15 protein-coding genes are annotated in these 16317 nt (G+C 46.6%); 6 read left to right on the top strand and 9 right to left on the bottom strand.

Annotated elements, in window-relative coordinates; all coding sequences use genetic code 11:
• The 4 genes from SPIBUDDY_RS01770 to SPIBUDDY_RS01755 all read right to left on the bottom strand — a co-directional run bounded on the left by SPIBUDDY_RS01770 (position 1) and on the right by SPIBUDDY_RS01755 (position 5282).
• Positions 1-1707 carry a sensor histidine kinase gene (locus SPIBUDDY_RS01770; protein ID WP_041380491.1) on the bottom strand — a complete coding sequence of 569 codons (1707 nt, stop codon included), beginning with the start codon at positions 1705-1707 and terminating at the stop codon, positions 1-3.
• Positions 1700-2950, bottom strand: coding sequence for a glycoside hydrolase family 28 protein (locus tag SPIBUDDY_RS01765; RefSeq protein WP_172634179.1), 1251 nt, complete (start codon positions 2948-2950; stop codon positions 1700-1702). Before SPIBUDDY_RS01765 ends, SPIBUDDY_RS01770 begins: the two co-directional genes overlap by 8 nt.
• A gap of 129 nt (positions 2951-3079) precedes the next feature.
• Positions 3080-4252 carry a glycoside hydrolase family 88/105 protein gene (locus SPIBUDDY_RS01760; RefSeq protein WP_013606042.1) on the bottom strand — a complete coding sequence of 391 codons (1173 nt, stop codon included), beginning with the start codon at positions 4250-4252 and terminating at the stop codon, positions 3080-3082.
• A complete protein-coding gene (locus SPIBUDDY_RS01755) occupies positions 4245-5282 on the bottom strand; it encodes a zinc-binding alcohol dehydrogenase family protein (protein WP_013606041.1) in 1038 nt (345 codons plus the stop codon). The genes SPIBUDDY_RS01760 and SPIBUDDY_RS01755 overlap by 8 nt, the downstream gene beginning before the upstream one ends.
• A 261-nt stretch (positions 5283-5543) precedes the next feature.
• Between SPIBUDDY_RS01755 and SPIBUDDY_RS01750 the strand changes: the two genes are divergently transcribed.
• The 6 genes from SPIBUDDY_RS01750 (at position 5544) to SPIBUDDY_RS01725 (ending at position 11298) form a co-directional block, all read left to right on the top strand.
• A complete protein-coding gene (locus SPIBUDDY_RS01750; RefSeq protein ID WP_013606040.1) occupies positions 5544-6236 on the top strand; it encodes a GntR family transcriptional regulator in 693 nt (230 codons plus the stop codon).
• A complete protein-coding gene (locus SPIBUDDY_RS01745) occupies positions 6233-7372 on the top strand; it encodes an enolase C-terminal domain-like protein (protein WP_013606039.1) in 1140 nt (379 codons plus the stop codon). The genes SPIBUDDY_RS01750 and SPIBUDDY_RS01745 overlap by 4 nt, the downstream gene beginning before the upstream one ends.
• A gap of 23 nt (positions 7373-7395) precedes the next feature.
• Positions 7396-8316 (top strand): ABC transporter permease, encoded by a 921-nt coding sequence (locus SPIBUDDY_RS01740; protein WP_013606038.1) that lies wholly within the window; start codon positions 7396-7398, stop codon positions 8314-8316.
• A gap of 13 nt (positions 8317-8329) precedes the next feature.
• Complete coding sequence (locus SPIBUDDY_RS01735) at positions 8330-9235, top strand: carbohydrate ABC transporter permease (RefSeq protein WP_013606037.1); 906 nt, start codon at positions 8330-8332, stop codon at positions 9233-9235.
• Positions 9236-9271: 36 nt separating this feature from the next.
• Positions 9272-10834 (top strand): extracellular solute-binding protein, encoded by a 1563-nt coding sequence (locus tag SPIBUDDY_RS01730; RefSeq protein WP_013606036.1) that lies wholly within the window; start codon positions 9272-9274, stop codon positions 10832-10834.
• A gap of 251 nt (positions 10835-11085) precedes the next feature.
• Entirely contained in the window at positions 11086-11298 is a 213-nt protein-coding gene (locus SPIBUDDY_RS01725) for a type II toxin-antitoxin system Y4mF family antitoxin (protein WP_013606035.1), read from the top strand.
• A gap of 125 nt (positions 11299-11423) precedes the next feature.
• Here the strand turns inward: SPIBUDDY_RS01725 and SPIBUDDY_RS01720 are convergent, their stop codons facing one another.
• The 5 genes from SPIBUDDY_RS01720 to SPIBUDDY_RS01700 form a co-directional block, all read right to left on the bottom strand.
• Positions 11424-12416, bottom strand: coding sequence for an aldo/keto reductase (locus tag SPIBUDDY_RS01720; protein ID WP_013606034.1), 993 nt, complete (start codon positions 12414-12416; stop codon positions 11424-11426).
• A gap of 3 nt (positions 12417-12419) precedes the next feature.
• A complete protein-coding gene (locus SPIBUDDY_RS01715; protein WP_013606033.1) occupies positions 12420-13193 on the bottom strand; it encodes an HpcH/HpaI aldolase family protein in 774 nt (257 codons plus the stop codon).
• A 13-nt stretch (positions 13194-13206) separates the two neighbouring features.
• Positions 13207-14043, bottom strand: a complete 837-nt coding sequence (locus SPIBUDDY_RS01710) for a carbohydrate ABC transporter permease (RefSeq protein ID WP_013606032.1) — start codon at positions 14041-14043, stop codon at positions 13207-13209.
• Entirely contained in the window at positions 14040-14924 is an 885-nt protein-coding gene (locus SPIBUDDY_RS01705) for a carbohydrate ABC transporter permease (protein WP_013606031.1), read from the bottom strand. The genes SPIBUDDY_RS01710 and SPIBUDDY_RS01705 overlap by 4 nt, the downstream gene beginning before the upstream one ends.
• A 64-nt stretch (positions 14925-14988) precedes the next feature.
• The gene (locus SPIBUDDY_RS01700) at positions 14989-16314 is read right to left on the bottom strand and encodes an ABC transporter substrate-binding protein (protein WP_013606030.1); all 1326 of its coding nucleotides are present in this window, start codon (positions 16312-16314) and stop codon (positions 14989-14991) included.
• Positions 16315-16317: the final 3 nt, after the last annotated feature.

Below are 16317 nucleotides of genomic sequence, written 5' to 3'. Positions count from 1 at the left end.
TTACGTCTCCTTGTTTTTTTTTTGGATAGTCATGGTAACCACCGTTCCGACTGTCGGTTCACTGCAGAGGGATAGCGTTGTCCCATACAATAGGAACAGGCGTGCATTGACATTGGCTAAGCCGATATGGTCGGTTCTCACCTGCTCGGGATCACTGAAACTTTGGGTCAGGCTTTCAAGCACATGCTTCTCCATTCCTACGCCGTCATCAGAGATGCTGAGGGCCAGAGCATCGGCAACAACTCGGGCTTCAATCGTAATGGTACCCTGCTCCTTTTTCATTTTTATTCCGTGATACAGCGCATTCTCAACGATAGGCTGCAGCAGCATCCTAGGCATTCGAAAGCCTAACGCCTCAGGGGCAATAGTATAGACGGCTTCAAATTTGTCCTGATATCGGATCGCCTGCAACGCAAGATAGCTCCGGATGCTTTGCAGCTCCTCATCCAAGCTTACCATATCCTCAATGGAACTCAGGCTGTATCGCATCAGATCGGAAAGATGCTCGATCATCTGGTTGACTTGGTTTGGCTTGTCAGTCATTTCGTAGACCTTCCAATTCAGGGTTTCCAACGTATTGAACAGAAAATGTGGATTCAATTGGGCTTGCAGTGCCATCAACTGGGCAGTTTTCAGCTTGTATTTGCGGGCTTCAAGTTGAGTTTGCAGGTACGATTGCTGCAAAAAGGTATTGATGATTTGGTGAATGATGTACCCGTACGTAGGCCCTTGCCGCTTGGGGATCTGGGGAAGACTCTCATTGTCTCGTGCTGCTTCCAATAAGTGGATAACTGCATTAATTTGCCGTGTTCTTCGTTGTGTCAGCCATATGGACAAGACGACTCCGATGACCAACGAAAGCAATGAGAGCAGGATGATCAACGTGAGAACCCTTCGATACACCAAAAAAATCACCCCTTTGTCTGAATACAGGGTCAACGTCCACCCGGACGGCTTTGCCACCTCGGTACGAACCGAGTACCGCTGACGAGTCTCTGGTTCCGGAGCAGATCCGAACAGCACCGAGCCATCCACACCGGAAACAAGTGCTTGATGCCCTGCAGCCAACAGACCTGCGTTGAGCAGAGAATCCAGCATGGAAATCCGTAGATTAAAGACAATCACTCCTTCCCCATTGCCAAGGATATGAAAGATGCTGAGCAACTTGAAAGAAAATCCACCGGCAAGGCTCTGCTCGTTGGTCTGAGTCCAGCTTCTTTGTGTTTCTTTCTGGGAAACATAGGCGTCGAACCAGTAGTCGTCCTTGGGGGTAAGCGAGTGTTTGCCTGTATCCGAGAGATAATAGCCATGATCGTTGGTAAAATAGAGATTGATGGAATGAATATATTCGCGGGCATTGCGCATTGAGGAAAGCTGGTCCTTGATGTTGTTGAGCAGGAAAATATCGGTATAACTCATTTCCACTGAGTCCAACAGTTTCCTGGCAACGTAAGACGACTGCCCGTCGATATCGACGGTAAGAATGAGGGGGTTGAACTGGTCGGTTACCGTTGCTACTTTGCTTACCAGTTGCTCCAGGAGAATTTGTGTCTCCTTGTCCAAGTTCTTGCGGATGTACCCATGCAGCAAGTACATGGACAGCGAACCCATAACTACGATAGGGACAAACAGCAAGGCAAGAAAGGCGAACAGGTTGTTGCGAAAGAATACCTTGCGCATCGCATCGAGATTGACTTTCTCAGACATTGCCTTGCTTAACTCCATCGATCAGCACCTCTACAAAGCGGATGTCTGCATTTGTTTCATACGCGAGGATGCCTGGTAAAGTCTCTTGTTTTTCCACTTCGTCTGCTCTGATGAGTCGACCAGTGGCTCCTACCTTCGAAGTAAAGACAATCTGCTCCAAACGGATCCCCTCCAGAAGAAGGTCGGAACAACCTTTCCCCAATACTCCTGGTGACTGCATATCGATAGCGTTGATGTTCCTGACCACTAGATTGGAAAGACATGATGGTAATCCCTCTCCTAGAATTTCATCCTGCCTGCTGACCCAGGGACGAACGTCGAAGAGCCATCCTCCTCCCTGCATGGTAATTCCCTCAAAGAGAATATTCTCAAACCTTTGGTATGTGTCTGAACGGAACTTACAGCGTACCAGACTGTTTTCTCCTTCAACAACGCAGTTTCGTACCACTACATTGCTAACCAAGGCAGCTTCACTTCCCAGGGTAATGACACCGTGTCCGAATCCAAACCGGCATCGTTCTACCACGATATTTTCAGTTGGGAGATTTATTCTATGAGCTTGCGGCCCTTTACCGCCTTTTATGCATACGCAGTCATCATCGGTGGAAAAAGTACAATCGGAAATGGTCACATTCGAGCATGCATCGATGTCGATTGCATCACTGCTTGCAGCCCGGACACCTTCATGAGGTGCTTGAATGGTAAGAGCTTTGATGGTGATATTGTGGCTCAGATAGAGGTGCAGATTCCAAAACGCAGAGTTTTGTAGGGTCAAACCCTCCAAGTGTATGCGATCACAATCCTCAAAGTAACAAAGTCTGGGTCGCATGATGTCACGATTACTGAAAGCAGCGTTGCTTGCAATAGCAGCCTGCCTTGCATCCCAAAACTGTTCCCAGAAGGGAAAGCCATTCCCGTCGAGTGTACCTTCTCCATATACCTTTACATCCGAGAGATGCATACCGTTCAAAAAGCCTACAGGCCAGGTACAGAGTCTGCCTTCGAAACGCGTCTGTTGGATGGGATAGTCAGCAAGATTTGGTGAGCCAAGGAGGGTTGCACCCTTGCGAATCTCCAACGCCATGCCTTGTTTGAGAAACAATGCCCCACTGAGATAGATTCCATCAGCAACCACAACAACCGCTTGTTGGGTAGCTGCCTCATCTATCGCAGCTTGTATGGCAAGAGTATTCAGTGTCCTTCCGTCCCCAATTGCTCCAAATGCCCTGATGTCCAATTCCATTACAGCCCCCTCGGTGTATACATCAAAAGCAGAATACCATGCTTTTGCTTTTTCGGGCTGCATTCAAATTGCTGTTGATGATTTTCTTAGTAATGCATGGTCACACCATCCGACCAATTCCCAATGTACTCACCAATAGGGCGTCTCAGGTGAGCCTTCCAGCTTCCCCGCATACTCCGCTTCCAGACAAGCCAGCAAGAATGGCCCAACTCCTTGCAGGTTGTCTTCAACGATGGGCTCCCGCTCAGTATAGTAGGCAAAACTGCCATCCCTGAAAGGACACTCCGGGTAATACTTTCCTAAACCTGCCCCCCTGCAAATATCCCTTACATGCATCTGACCATCTGCATCGGAATACACCTTATGCTCACATAATCCCGAAAAGCCCTTTAGACCCGCTGCTTGAGCATCCTTAGCAAGATTGCTGTCCAACCAACCTTTGCGTACCATTTTCAATAAGAAATAGACAAACATCGCTGAACCGGAACTCTCCAGATAATTCTTCCCACGACCTCCCTGATCAAGCACTTGCCACCAAAGACCTGTTTCACAATCCTGCACAGAGAGTAAAGGACGAACCAAAGCTGTAGCCAAATTCAGTAATCGATTCTTATAGGAATCATAGATCGCCTCTTGAGGAATAAAGTCTGCAATGTCGACTAATGCCATGCAATACCACCCGAGAGCACGCGACCAAAAGCATTGGGATAGTCCTGTAATTGGATCACTCCATGCCATTTGTTTCGACTCATCCCATGCATGAAACAGAAGCCCGGTTTCCTGATCGTGTGTTTTCTCGAATATCAATTCACATTGCGAAACCAAGTCATCCAGACATGCACCCACCCTATGGTTCAACACCGCATAGCGGAGGTAGAAAGATCCTTGCATATACAGCCCATCAAGCCACATTTGATTGGGATAGATCTGCTTATGCCAGAATCCATGAGATTTGGTTCGAGGTTGCGTTGTTAATTGGGAAAAGAGTACATCCAGATACGTGCGATATCGCTCTTCACCCGTACGAGCATAGAGATCAAACAACACCTTACCCGGATTCACTTGATCAAGACTATACTCGTCAATACTGTACCCATGAATGGTGCCGTCGCTATGCAGAAACGCATCATACTGGTGTTGCACCCATGCAAGCCAATCCGGCTTCCCAAGAACTTTCCCAGCTCTATACAGGCACTCCAGGCCAAGGGCTGTGACATAATGCCACACAGGGGCCGTTGCTTCGTATCTCTGCATCAAAGACAGTGCAATCCGTTCAGCGTAGGAATGTGTTTGGTCACTCATTTGGATTCTCCTTGGTAAAGTCCAATAGTATCTTCATGCGTACTCCTGTGCCTTGAGAGAAATACTCAAAGGCCTTCGGAGCCTCCAGAAATGGATATATCCGGCTGATGAGCCCCTCGATGGGGAAATTGTTTTGGCCTAGCATAGCCAGAACGCTCCGAAAGTCTTCATCCAAAGCGTTGCGAGAGCCATGGATGAGCAACTCTTTCTTCTGAATTTGTGTAAAATTGAACAAGGCTTCCTGCTTTCCTACTCCTATCTGGATCACTCGTCCTCCAAATGCAGCAGATTCAATACAGGCAAGAAAGGTTGAGGCGGCTCCAACAGCTTCTACCACGACATCAAAGCCATTGTGGTTGGTTACGTGTTGTACCTGTTCCTTGAAATGATCGGCATCGTCGTTGAGCAACGTCTGGTTGAACCCCAACGACTGTGCAAATTGCAGCTTCACAGGATCGATATCAGCTATCCAGACATTTGCCTTCAACGCCCGTAATGTGAAGGCACAAAGCATACCAATCGTTCCGGAACCCATAACTAGGACAGTTTCACCTGCCTTCACGTTGGCTTTCCGCACTCCATGATGGGCAATACAGAAAGGTTCTACCATAGCAAGCGTGGTTGGTGATAAACCATTTCCCTGATACAAGCGATTGATGGGCATCGTGATGTATTGACTAAAAGCACCATCACGTTGGACGCCCATTGTCTGATTTTCCATACAAGCATTGACCAAGCCATGTCGGCAAGCATAGCAGTGGCCACAATTGAAGTAAGGATTGGCAGTTACTACCATGCCTGTAGTCAATCCGTACTCATTCGGGCCGATTTCCACGATTTCTGCACTGAATTCATGCCCGGGTATCCGCGGGTACGACACATAGGCAAAGGTTCCGCGGTACGAGCCCAGGTCACTACCACAGATCCCTCCATACAGAATTCTCAGGAGAGCTTCGCCCTGCTTGGGCTTGGGTATGATCTGTGTAACAAGCTCTACGAGATGAGGTGCGCTAATCTGGACTGCTTGCATAAATCCTTCTTTTTCTACCAGCTACATGCTTTGTTATATATATCATAATTTCAACCCTATTTTCGGTAATTGTCAATAAAAAAACATTAGCATTTTGCGAAAAGTATTATATTTTTCTATATTATATAATTTTATATAGAATTTTATCCATATCAGAAATAGTCTAATTTTTAATAGAGGAATGACAACTATAATTTATTTCGATTTTTTTTGACAGCACCGCTTTTGTTATATACAATAGAACCAAGGATGAAACACCGCATGGCAAACAATGTGAGTCTTCGAATACAAGCCTATACCACCATCAAGAACAAGATTATCAACTGTGAGTATCGACCTGGTTCCATGATCAATGAAGAGAAACTGATTGCAGAACTCAACCTGACTCGAACGCCAATCCGTGATGCATTGGGACGACTCGAACAGGAAGGGTTGCTGACCATCAAACCTAAAAAAGGCATTCTCATTACTCCCCTCCATCTCGAAGAGGTAACCTATCTGCTTGAAGCGCGTATGCTCTATGAACTATACGCCATCCGTGAATATGGGCGTTTCATCCCCGAATCCGAGCTCTTAACCTGTTATCAGGAGCTTAAGGCTACCGTCGGACATCCAGCGAAGGAATCTTCAAACCCTTTGGATGCCAGGTTGCATGCATTGATCATCGATGCGGTGCCCAATACCTATATCCGATCTCATCATGCCATGGTTGACGACCAGATCAGGAGATTGAGAATTCGGCTGAGAATCCTGACCGGGTCCACTCAACAACGGTTGGTACAATCACAACAAGAGCACCTGAGCATTCTGTCCGCGTGTCTGAAAAAAGATTGGACGGAAGCAGAAGAAGTACTCCGTATTCACTTAAAGCATTCAAATGACTCTGTCATTGAATTGTTTCTCTCACAACTGACAACACACAAACAAGAACAATCGGAGAAGGAAGAACGATGAAAATCACTACCGTGGAAGCACGAAATATCCATTATATAAGCACGATGGTTCGCGATGGGGAAGGTCACTCACACCCCGGCAAAGCCCATGATGCATACCTGCCGTTCCTATCCATCACGTGCGATGACGGAACCGTTGGATATGCCATCGGAGGCAGGATGGATGTCCATACGCTTCAGCATATCGTAGGGCCTGCTCTCATAGGGGAAGACCCCTTCATGCGTGAGCAGATCTGGCAAAGAATGCGTACATGGCAACGTCTGCATCCCAGTTTTACCGACCGTACACTCAATGCTCTTGATCTCGCACTCTGGGATATCTGTGGAAAAGCATGCGGACAGCCTGTGTATAAACTGCTTGGAGGCTATAGGGACAAGGTCCCCTCCTATGCCTCCATCATGGTCGGCGATACTATCCCTGGAGGGTTGGATAGCCCACAGGCATATGCAGATTTCGCTGTGAAACTCGTTGAACAAGGGTATACCGCAATAAAATTGCATACATGGATGCCCCCCCTCATTCCAAAACCAGATCCAAAACTCGATATCAAGGCATGCCGTGCCGTTCGTGAAGCAGTCGGTCCTGAAATTGAATTGATGCTCGATCCCTACCACGACTATTCACGTCAGGAAGCATATTACCTAGCGAAAGAACTGGAAGCCCTCGATTTTCTCTGGCTTGAAGAACCCATGGATGAAAATTCAATCGCCTCCTATCAGTGGTTGCAGTCAAAAACCAAGTTGGCGCTATGCGGGCCTGAGACAGCTGCAGGAAAAACCCAGAATCGTGCAATGTGGATTACCAGTAATGCTGCCGACCTTGGGCGGGCGGGAACCGAGGATATGGGTGGAATCACGGCTGTCATGAAGAGTGTGCACCTCTATGAAGCCTTCGGGATGTCTGTTGAACTCCATGGAGGAACTATCGGCAATCTTCATGTGCTCGGGGCAATGGGTATTCCGGGAAAATATTATGAGCGGGGAATGCTCCACCCACTGCTGGATTACGAAACTCCCAAACCTTGGTTTACCCGTTTGTATGACCCTATGGATCGAGAAGGCATGGTTGCAATTCCCCAAGAACCAGGATTGGGTTGGAACCTGAATATGGAATATATCCAAGACAATTTGCTTTAGGGCAGTCAAAAGGATGGAAGCAGATGAGAACACAGAAAGGAACGTTGATTAAGGATATCAAGCGCCAGAAATACATCTATCTCATGATTTTCATCCCTCTTGTTTTTTATGCTGTGTTTAAATACATACCACTTTGGAATGCCCAGATAGCGTTCCGGGATTTCAAATCGGTACGGTATGGAATTCTGAACAGCCCCTTCGTCGGCCTCAAGAACTTCAAGGAGTTCATCAGTTCCTACTACTTCTGGAATTTGATCAAGAACACCTTGATGTACAGTTTTGGAAAGTTGCTTGTCAGCCTCCCAAGTGCCATTGTGCTAGCGTTGGCAATCTATGAATGTAGAAGACCGATTCTCCGAAAAACTGTACAAACACTAGCCTACCTTCCCCACTTCCTTTCTTGGGTAATTATGTATGGCATTCTGTTATCCTTGCTTGCACCTGGTGACGGTGTCGTAAATGACCTGCTTAAAACCCTGGGCAAAAAGCCAATTGACTTTTTGACCAACTCAAATGTATTTCCGTTTCTCGTCATATTCTCCGATGCATGGAAAGAGATGGGGTGGTCGGCGATCATATTCATAGCGGCATTGATGGGAATTGATGTGTCTCTCTTCGAAGCAGCAATGGTGGAGGGAGCAACCAGTTGGCAACGGGTGAGATACATCACCTTGCCGGCGATCAGGCCGGTTATCGTCATCGTTTTGCTTCTGAAGATCGGCACTATTATGGAAGCGGGATTCAATCAGATTTTCATGCTGTACAGTCCTGCAGTCTACAATGTTGCCGACATCATCGATACCTGGGTGTACCGTCAAGGCTTGCTGGATGGACGGTTTGGCCTGGCAACCGCGGCCGGTCTGTTCAAAGGCGTTATCGGGATGTTGTTGATCTTCATCACCAATTACTTCTCCAAGAAATACACCGACAACTCATTGTTCTAACAAGGAGCGAGGCATGGAACAAAAACACCTGAAAACATCAGTGACCATAAAACAGACAGGAGCAGACAAGAGCTTCAGTGTTATTGTGAATCTGTTTATGGTTCTTATCCTTCTGGTCTTGGCCATCCCACTTTGGAGCACCATTACCCTTTCACTACGTCCCGCAACCTTTATCGGAACCTACATTGAAGGAATGGCTTTGCCTCCATGGAATTGGTCCTTTGCGGCATATGAAGCATTGCTGGGCAACAACGGCTTCCTTTTGGCCTTCATGAATAGTTTTAAGATTCTCGTGCAAGGTGTCGCTGTAGCACTTCTGTTGACCATTCCACTCGCTTACGGCCTCTCGGTCAAAAACCTCAGGGGCAGAAAATGGATTACCATATTCATCATTATTCCCTATATATTCAATGTAGGATTGGTACCGATATACATCCTGATTGCCAAGCTGAGACTTATCAATCACCTTTCTTCCATCTATCTACCGGTAGCCATCGGAACATACAACTGCTTGATCATGAAAAGCTTCTTTGAGGGAATTCCCAATGAACTGAAGGAAAGCGCCTACATTGACGGATGCAATGATGTACAAGTTCTCATCAGAATTATCCTACCCCTTTCAAAAGCCATCATCATGACTATTGGTCTCTATTACGGGGTTGCTTTCTGGAACGACTATTTCCATCCGATGCTGTATTTGAATAAGGACTATCTACGACCGTTGCCGATTTTGCTCCGAAATATTCTCATGGCTGCAGGCATGAATGAATTCGTGGAAGCAAAGGCATTCGGGGAAGCTCCGATTGAAGCAATTAAAGCGGCATCGGTTTTCATGTCCGCAATTCCTATGATTATCGCATATCCATTTGTTCAAAAATACTTTACCAAAGGAACTCTCTTGGGGAGTGTAAAAGGATAAAGTATTATTATATTTATACTTGCAAAGGAGGTAGGTATGAACAAGAGATTGATTGTTGTATCGGTGCTACTACTTATCGGCATCACCTTGGTATTTGCTCAAGGGGGCACTGAACCGACAGCAAAGAGTGATGGACCAACCAAGATTGAGATGTGGTACAATGCCACGCAAACTGAGGTTGGACCGTTGCCGGATGACTGGGTTGGATACCAGATTCTCAAGGATCGATTCAACATCGAATTGGAGGCTTCTTCACTGCCTTCCAGCACAACCGACCAGGACATGAAAATCCAGGCTGCATCTGCAGCAGATACGCTTCCAGACTTCTTCGTGGCAAACAGGGAAGTATGGCTTAGGCTGGCAAACAACGGGATGCTCGCTGATGTAACGGGCTTGTATGAGAAGATGCCGAATCGTACAGGAATCATGTTTGATAAGGATGCAATCAGTTTTACCTCATTGGATGGTCATAGCTATGGATTTGCAACTCCTGCCATGATTTCTCGCAATGAAGGCCTCTTAATCCGCAAGGATTGGTTGGACAGACTGGGCCTATCCGTACCTAAAACCACTGACGAGCTTTTACAGGTGATGAAAGCCTTCACCTTCCAAGATCCCGATGGAAATGGACGCAATGATACGTGGGGATATGGAGCCTTCATCGAGTTAACCACCTATGAAGCATATCCTGGTAGAAGGTTTGAACCGTTGATGGGAGCTTTTGGGATTGAAGGGACTTGGAACATGACTGCATCAAACTTTGGGTTGCAGATTCATAAACCAGAGTTCTATGAGTACATGAAGTACATGAAAACCATCATCGACGAAGGCTTGATAGATCCCAACTGGATGGCTTACAAGAAGGATGATTTCCGTGCTGCATGGAAACAAGGCAAGTTCGGTATCATGCGCGAGCAAAATGCCGCCTTTGCAGCAAAAAACAATTACTCGCCGTTTGATGCCAATTTCCCTGATGGAGAGTGGATCATTGTCGATCCTCCCGTGGGACCTTCCGGAAAGAATTCTGTCGGCCCCGAGACCCGCGGCCTGAGAATTTGGAGCATCAGTGCAAAGGCTGCAGAGGAAGGAAAGGCAGAAAAAATTGCCGAGATGTTTGAATGGATGGCTTCGGGAGAAGGCTATTTACTTTGCGGCTGGGGTCAGGAAGGAATCAACTATACGTTGAAGGACGGAATCCCCGTAACCGTGCCCGGAGAACTCGGATTTGAAGGACCGGTTGGCCAGACCTACATCCAGCTCAGGAGTATGGCATTCAACTACTCTTCCGATACCGAGTTGATTAGTAGATACCCTGTCTATACCACCGATGTCTCCAAGAAGCAGATGAGTGCCCTCTGGGCTCTCAGGGAAATGCAGGGCAAGAAGTGGACCAACAGTATGGGCGCTGACAGCATGCCTGTTCCTTCTACCGACCTGAAGACGTTCTACGAGCAGGGATTGGCAGAGTTCTTTACCGGAAAGCGTGCATTGACTCCGGAAAACTGGAAATCCTTCATTGCAGAATTTGATAAGATTGGTGGAACCGCCTGGGAGAAAGCCGGTCTTGAGTATGCCAAGGCAAACAGTTATTTGAAGTAAGCAGACAGAACATGCAGGAAAGGCCATGGGTGGTGAAGCATCCTTGGCCTTTTCTTGTATGTTCCGGTAAGAAGCATTGGTACCATCAAACATGCTGGTACTGGGGAATTTCTCTACTTTCGACGGTAATTCGGCAATAAAATTACCCGAAAGGGTATAATTACCTAGAGAATAGGCAGGTAAATACCCGTTCGGGTGTAGTATCCCAAATAACGCTTGCTTTATTACCCGTTCGGGTATAAAATTAACCTATGGATGCAATTGCACGATTTATCAAGGAACAAAGAAAACGGAATAAGCTTACCCAGGAAGAATTTGCCCTACGATCGGGACTTGGCCTTCGGTTTGTGCGCGAACTGGAACAAGGCAAGCCTACTGTAAGGCTGGATAAAGTTAATCAAGCGTTGGCTATGTTTGGAAGCCAGGCAGTACCGGGCCCTATTGAGCAGAAGGAAGAAATCTGAACACCCCTGGGCAAGCACCACCTAACGAATATCATGAAATTCGTTAGGTAGGAGTTGCATGTTTCACCCAACATGTACATAGAGTCCTTGCAAAAAGAAGGACTAAGCAAACTTGGTTTCTTTCTTCAAAAATCAGAAATTACTTGAAGAATTTCAGCCTCTTCTTGATCAGAGAACACAAGGTTTTGCAGGGCCATCAAATTATCATCAATCTGAGAGAGGTTACTCGCTCCAACTATGACACTCGACATCCCCTTCCTGCTCAGCACCCAAGCAAGAGCCATATGAGTGAGACTTTGTCCCCTTGCTTGGGCAATTTCGGCGAGTCTTGCAACTCTCTTGTTTACCTGCTCAGTAACTGAGACAGGGGTAAGGAAGACACTTCCTCCTGCAGCACGAGATCCTTCAGGAATCCCATGCAAGTACTTCCCTGTCAACAGTCCTTGGGCTAGCGGAGAATACGCAATAGCCCCAACACCTTGTTGGGAAAGAACATCCAACAACGCCGCCTGCTCTGTAGCCAGTAAAGAGAACCGCATCTGATGCACCAAGCAAGGAACCTTCTCTGCTTGCAAGAAGGCAAGCATCGAGAGGGTTTCCTCCATTCCATAATTACTGATACCAACATAGAGGGCCTTACCAGCTCGTACTATGCTTGTAAGGGCTTGCGCGGTCTCTTCGAGTGGAGTAGAGGGATCGCTTCGATGATGGTAAAAAATATCAACATATTCCAAACCCATCCGCTTCAAACTCTGGTCTGCGCTTGCAATAAGGTGTTTTCTACTGCCCCATTCACCATAAGGGCCTTCCCACATGAAATATCCTGCTTTTGTCGATATCACCAGTTCATCACGATACCTACCCAATGAATTACGAAGAATGGAGCCAAACACCTCCTCCGCACTTCCAGGAGGAGGGCCATAGTTGTTTGCAAGATCAAAATGTGTAATGCCTCTATCGAAACACCCCTGTACAAGGTGTTTGCAGTTTCCTAAATCTGCAGCTTCTCCAAAATTGTGCCACAATCCGATACTGATCGCAGGTAGCAACAAACCACTCTGGCCGCACCTTCTATACTCCATGGAAGCATATCGTGAATCAGCTGCTTGATATTCCATGGCTTAGGCCTGCCCTACCGCTGCCAAATTACTACGCAGACCTTCGGCGAGAATACGGGAATCTTGGCCAAATACAACCCACTGCACCCCTTTCTGTTTTACCCGAACTGCATCATCCTTGGTTGGGCCGATTGCTGCACCAAGAACGATGTTTGCACCCCGAACTTGTTTGCAAATATCATCATACACTTCCTCAAGTTGATAGTGGTCCTCGCAACCTGCGATACTCCTTCCTAAATCAGCAGCCCCTATGAATAAAGAATCAATTCCTGGGACTTTGATGATGTCAGATACGTTCCTATATCCCTCTATTGTCTCGATCTGCAATATTTTCCATACCTTCGAGTAAGCCTCTTTCAAATACGTTGCCTCGTCATCCAAGCCATATCTGATTGCACGAACTGGACCCTGCCCCCGTATTCCATGCAACGGACTATCGGGATAGGCACACGCTGCAATAGCAGTCCTGGCAATGTCTGCTGAGTCACAAAAAGGGAATATGATGCCGTCAGGACCCATATCAAGAATTGCTTTTACGATAGAAGGTTCCACGGCTCTAACTCTTACAAATGCACAACAACCCGATCCCTGGGCAGCACGGATATGGAACAATATCTCCTGCCTATCGAGCGCTCCATGCTCTGCATCAATCCAAACATAATCATAGCCGCAATATCCAGCCATTTCGCTGGATACGCTATCTGCCATTGTGATAAACACCCCTTTAACCAAATCACCCTGCGCAATCTTTTCTCGTACCTTATCAATTCTCGTCATTTGCCTCACCCTTTTATCCTTTTACTGCACCTAGAGTAACACTTGAAAGAAACTTATCTTGAAAAAGAAGAAATACAACAATAAGAGGCAGTGTCACCAAGGTGCACCCTGCCAAGACCAACTCCCAAGGCACACTGCGTGCAGAATCAATCTCGTTGAGTGTGGGGAGAATAACCATAATTGGCATAAGCCGTTCTTTTGTCAGCATGATTTTTGGGAATAACAACTCATTCCATTTGCTGAGGAACTGCAGGATGGCAAGAGCACCGAGTGCTGGCACCGATATCGGCAGTATCACTTTACGAAAGATGAAAAAATCACCTGCCCCATCAATTCTGGCAGCCTCTATCAAAGAGTCGGGAATAGTGACCATGTACTGACGCATGAGAAACAGGGCAAATACATTGGCAATCCCAGGAAAAATCTGGACCTTATAGGTATTAAGCCAATTAATGCGTGAGAAAAACAAATAGAGAGGAGTAATGTTCAGTTCCACAGGAATCATCATGGTTATCAGCAAGAGGATAAACATGATGTCTCTACCCTGAAAGCTGAACTTTGCAAAGGCAAACCCTGCAAGACTTGCTATCCCCAAAACACACAAGGTATACAGAATGGCCACATAGAGGCTATTGCCATAGGTGCGCACAATCAAACCTGAATTAAAGGCAAATAAGCGGAAAAAATTCTCCAAGGTAGGATTGATGGGAATCCCAGTGACATGTAATGCAAGCTCCTCTGCACTCTTCAGGGAACCCGATACCATAATGAAAACAGGATAGATGAGCACCAGACAAACCAGTATAAGCAAAGCATGCATGAATACTTGGTTCAAAATGCGATTTCTCATGCTGCATCCTCCCTGAATAATCGCAATTGAAATAGAGTCAAAGCAAGAATCACCAATACCAGCACCCAACCAGCTGCGCTTGCCATACCGAATTGGCCTCCCCCCATGCTGTTGATGATGAGATTGATATAGGGTGCAACCTGCATCGGAGGATCATAATTGAGAGCAAGCAAAAGATTCGGTTCGGTGTAGATTTTTAAGGAGCCAATAGCATTGGTTATGAAAGCCAGCATAAACGTTGGCTTCATCAAAGGGATGATGATTGAGCGTATGGTTGAGAAGGACCCCGCTCCGTCGATGGTGGCTGCTTCCAGAATATCATCACCGATGGTAGTCAAACCCGATAAGAAAATGATGAAATACCAGCCTGTACCTCGCCATGTCAGTAACGCAACTACGACCCATCGCATCAATACAGGATCGGATAGGAAGGGAATTGGATGTCCGGCCAATTGGCTGAAAACACCGACCCTATCTCCAAAAATAATCTTGAAACAGAGACTGCTGGCAACTACCGCACAGACTTGGGGAAGAAAAAGTATGGGTTTGTATATGCTCTGAAACCTTCTGACAGGTTTGGAACGCACTGCAAGTGCCAAGCTGAATGAGAGAATCATTACAGGAATAAAACTTCCCAGAAAATACCAGAGAGTATTTCCCAGACACATCCACATGGTTTTATAGGTAAGCAGATTCTTATAATTCGTGAAGCCGATGAATGTTGCCTTACCATATCCCTTGTAGCGGAAAAAACTCAATCCCAGGGAATACAGGGCTGGATATACAAAAAACAAGGCATACGAAACAAGAAAAGGAAGAATAAAAAGATAGGGCATAGACCAATGTTGGCCCTTCATTCCCTGCATGGAACGTGCTTTCATGAATTATTCTCCTGGAAAGGGGCTGCAAGCCGGTTAGGCCGGCTTGCAGGCATCTGAGTTAAGCTTATTTGTAAGGATTACCGATCTGGTTGGTCATATCACGCTGTGCTGATTGCAACGCCTGGTCAAGAGTCATCGCCCCTCTCAGGTATTCATCCAGATACTGCAATGCAATAGTGATTTCCTGTGTTGAAGCCGGGGTGAACGGATAGACTTTCAAGTATCCAAGCGTCTCAAAGTTAACTGGGCCAAGACTGGTGGCATAGTACTTGTGCGGGGCATTGAAGTACGGGTCTTCCTGGGCTGTCTTAAGCGCCGGGATAATGCCGGTTTCATCAAAAATTATCTTGGATGCATCCAGATCAAAGCAGAGCTTGGCAATATAGGATGCCGCGACTTCCTTGTTCTTGCTGGCCTTGGGTACTACCCAAATTGCTCCACCTGCATCCGATCCATATCTGATTTCTTCCGGCCATGGTGCAATTGCCCATTTTCCCTGCTGCTCGGTCAAGCCGAAGTTCATGAAATCAGTCTTGAACCAACCACCGAGTAACTGACTTACCAGTTCACCACTGTTGAAAGCTGGTTTCCAGTCGGCACTCCATTCGGCAACTGAACTATTAACCGAAGAGGTATGCAGCTTTTTAATTCTCTCAAAGGTAAGCTTCACGTCGGGATCGGAGGCAAGGTCATACACTCCATCTTCATTGCAGAAGGATCCATTGGTTCCGCTGAGCATCATCATCAGGTCGTAGCTGCGTGCGGGAATATTATAGTTCTCCATACGTGCATTGGGATATTTCTGCTGGATTTTCTTCCCAACTGCAATGAAATCATCCAATGTTTTTACTTGATAGGGATCGATTCCCAGCTCGGCAAAAATGTCAGCTCTATAGAACCATACTTTTGGTTTGATTTCACGCGGGAAGGCATAGTAAGTGCCTTTGTATTGCATCACCGTTTTTGCTGCTTCAATGAGGGTGTCTTCATACGGGGAAATATAGACACCAACTTCTTCAAGAACACCAGCCTCAGCAAACTCGGGCAACTGGGTGTAGTTCAACCTGATCAAATCAGGGATATTCTGACCAGAAGCAAGGGCCAAGCGCAATTTCTGAGCGACATCTCCGTCACCGCTTCCACCGAGTTGGACCTCAATATCGACTTTCCTGTCGATCTCAGGATTTGCTGCCAAAAACTTTGCATTGATGTGTTCATAATTGGCGGTAGCGGGGAAAACCATCATTTTCAGCGCAACCGGTTCCCCATCCCAAACATTTGCACGTACTGCTTGTGCTTCAACAGGGGCTACCGTCTCCTTGCTCCCCGCCGCAAACAATGAAGTGATACAAACGAAAGCAACGAGTACCATAATACCGTACTTTTTCATGAA

Source organism: Sphaerochaeta globosa str. Buddy (genome assembly GCF_000190435.1).
Taxonomy (GTDB): domain Bacteria; phylum Spirochaetota; class Spirochaetia; order Sphaerochaetales; family Sphaerochaetaceae; genus Sphaerochaeta; species Sphaerochaeta globosa.
Note: the sequence above shows the minus strand (reverse complement) of the source record. Positions and strands in the feature narration are given on the sequence as shown.

Excerpts from the sequence above, each read along its gene's own strand:
- SPIBUDDY_RS01750 (WP_013606040.1), top strand. The coding sequence starts at position 5,544 with ATGGCAAACAATGTGAGTCTTCGAATACAAGCCTATACCACCATCAAG.
- SPIBUDDY_RS01705 (WP_013606031.1), bottom strand. The coding sequence starts at position 14,924 with ATGAAAGCACGTTCCATGCAGGGAATGAAGGGCCAACATTGGTCTATG.
- SPIBUDDY_RS01735 (WP_013606037.1), top strand. The coding sequence starts at position 8,330 with ATGGAACAAAAACACCTGAAAACATCAGTGACCATAAAACAGACAGGA.
- SPIBUDDY_RS01715 (WP_013606033.1), bottom strand. The coding sequence starts at position 13,193 with ATGACGAGAATTGATAAGGTACGAGAAAAGATTGCGCAGGGTGATTTG.
- SPIBUDDY_RS01700 (WP_013606030.1), bottom strand. The coding sequence starts at position 16,314 with ATGAAAAAGTACGGTATTATGGTACTCGTTGCTTTCGTTTGTATCACT.
- SPIBUDDY_RS01765 (WP_172634179.1), bottom strand. The coding sequence starts at position 2,950 with ATGGAATTGGACATCAGGGCATTTGGAGCAATTGGGGACGGAAGGACA.
- SPIBUDDY_RS01760 (WP_013606042.1), bottom strand. The coding sequence starts at position 4,252 with ATGAGTGACCAAACACATTCCTACGCTGAACGGATTGCACTGTCTTTG.
- SPIBUDDY_RS01720 (WP_013606034.1), bottom strand. The coding sequence starts at position 12,416 with ATGGAATATCAAGCAGCTGATTCACGATATGCTTCCATGGAGTATAGA.
- SPIBUDDY_RS01725 (WP_013606035.1), top strand. The coding sequence starts at position 11,086 with ATGGATGCAATTGCACGATTTATCAAGGAACAAAGAAAACGGAATAAG.
- SPIBUDDY_RS01710 (WP_013606032.1), bottom strand. The coding sequence starts at position 14,043 with ATGAGAAATCGCATTTTGAACCAAGTATTCATGCATGCTTTGCTTATA.
- SPIBUDDY_RS01730 (WP_013606036.1), top strand. The coding sequence starts at position 9,272 with ATGAACAAGAGATTGATTGTTGTATCGGTGCTACTACTTATCGGCATC.
- SPIBUDDY_RS01755 (WP_013606041.1), bottom strand. The coding sequence starts at position 5,282 with ATGCAAGCAGTCCAGATTAGCGCACCTCATCTCGTAGAGCTTGTTACA.
- SPIBUDDY_RS01740 (WP_013606038.1), top strand. The coding sequence starts at position 7,396 with ATGAGAACACAGAAAGGAACGTTGATTAAGGATATCAAGCGCCAGAAA.
- SPIBUDDY_RS01770 (WP_041380491.1), bottom strand. The coding sequence starts at position 1,707 with ATGTCTGAGAAAGTCAATCTCGATGCGATGCGCAAGGTATTCTTTCGC.
- SPIBUDDY_RS01745 (WP_013606039.1), top strand. The coding sequence starts at position 6,233 with ATGAAAATCACTACCGTGGAAGCACGAAATATCCATTATATAAGCACG.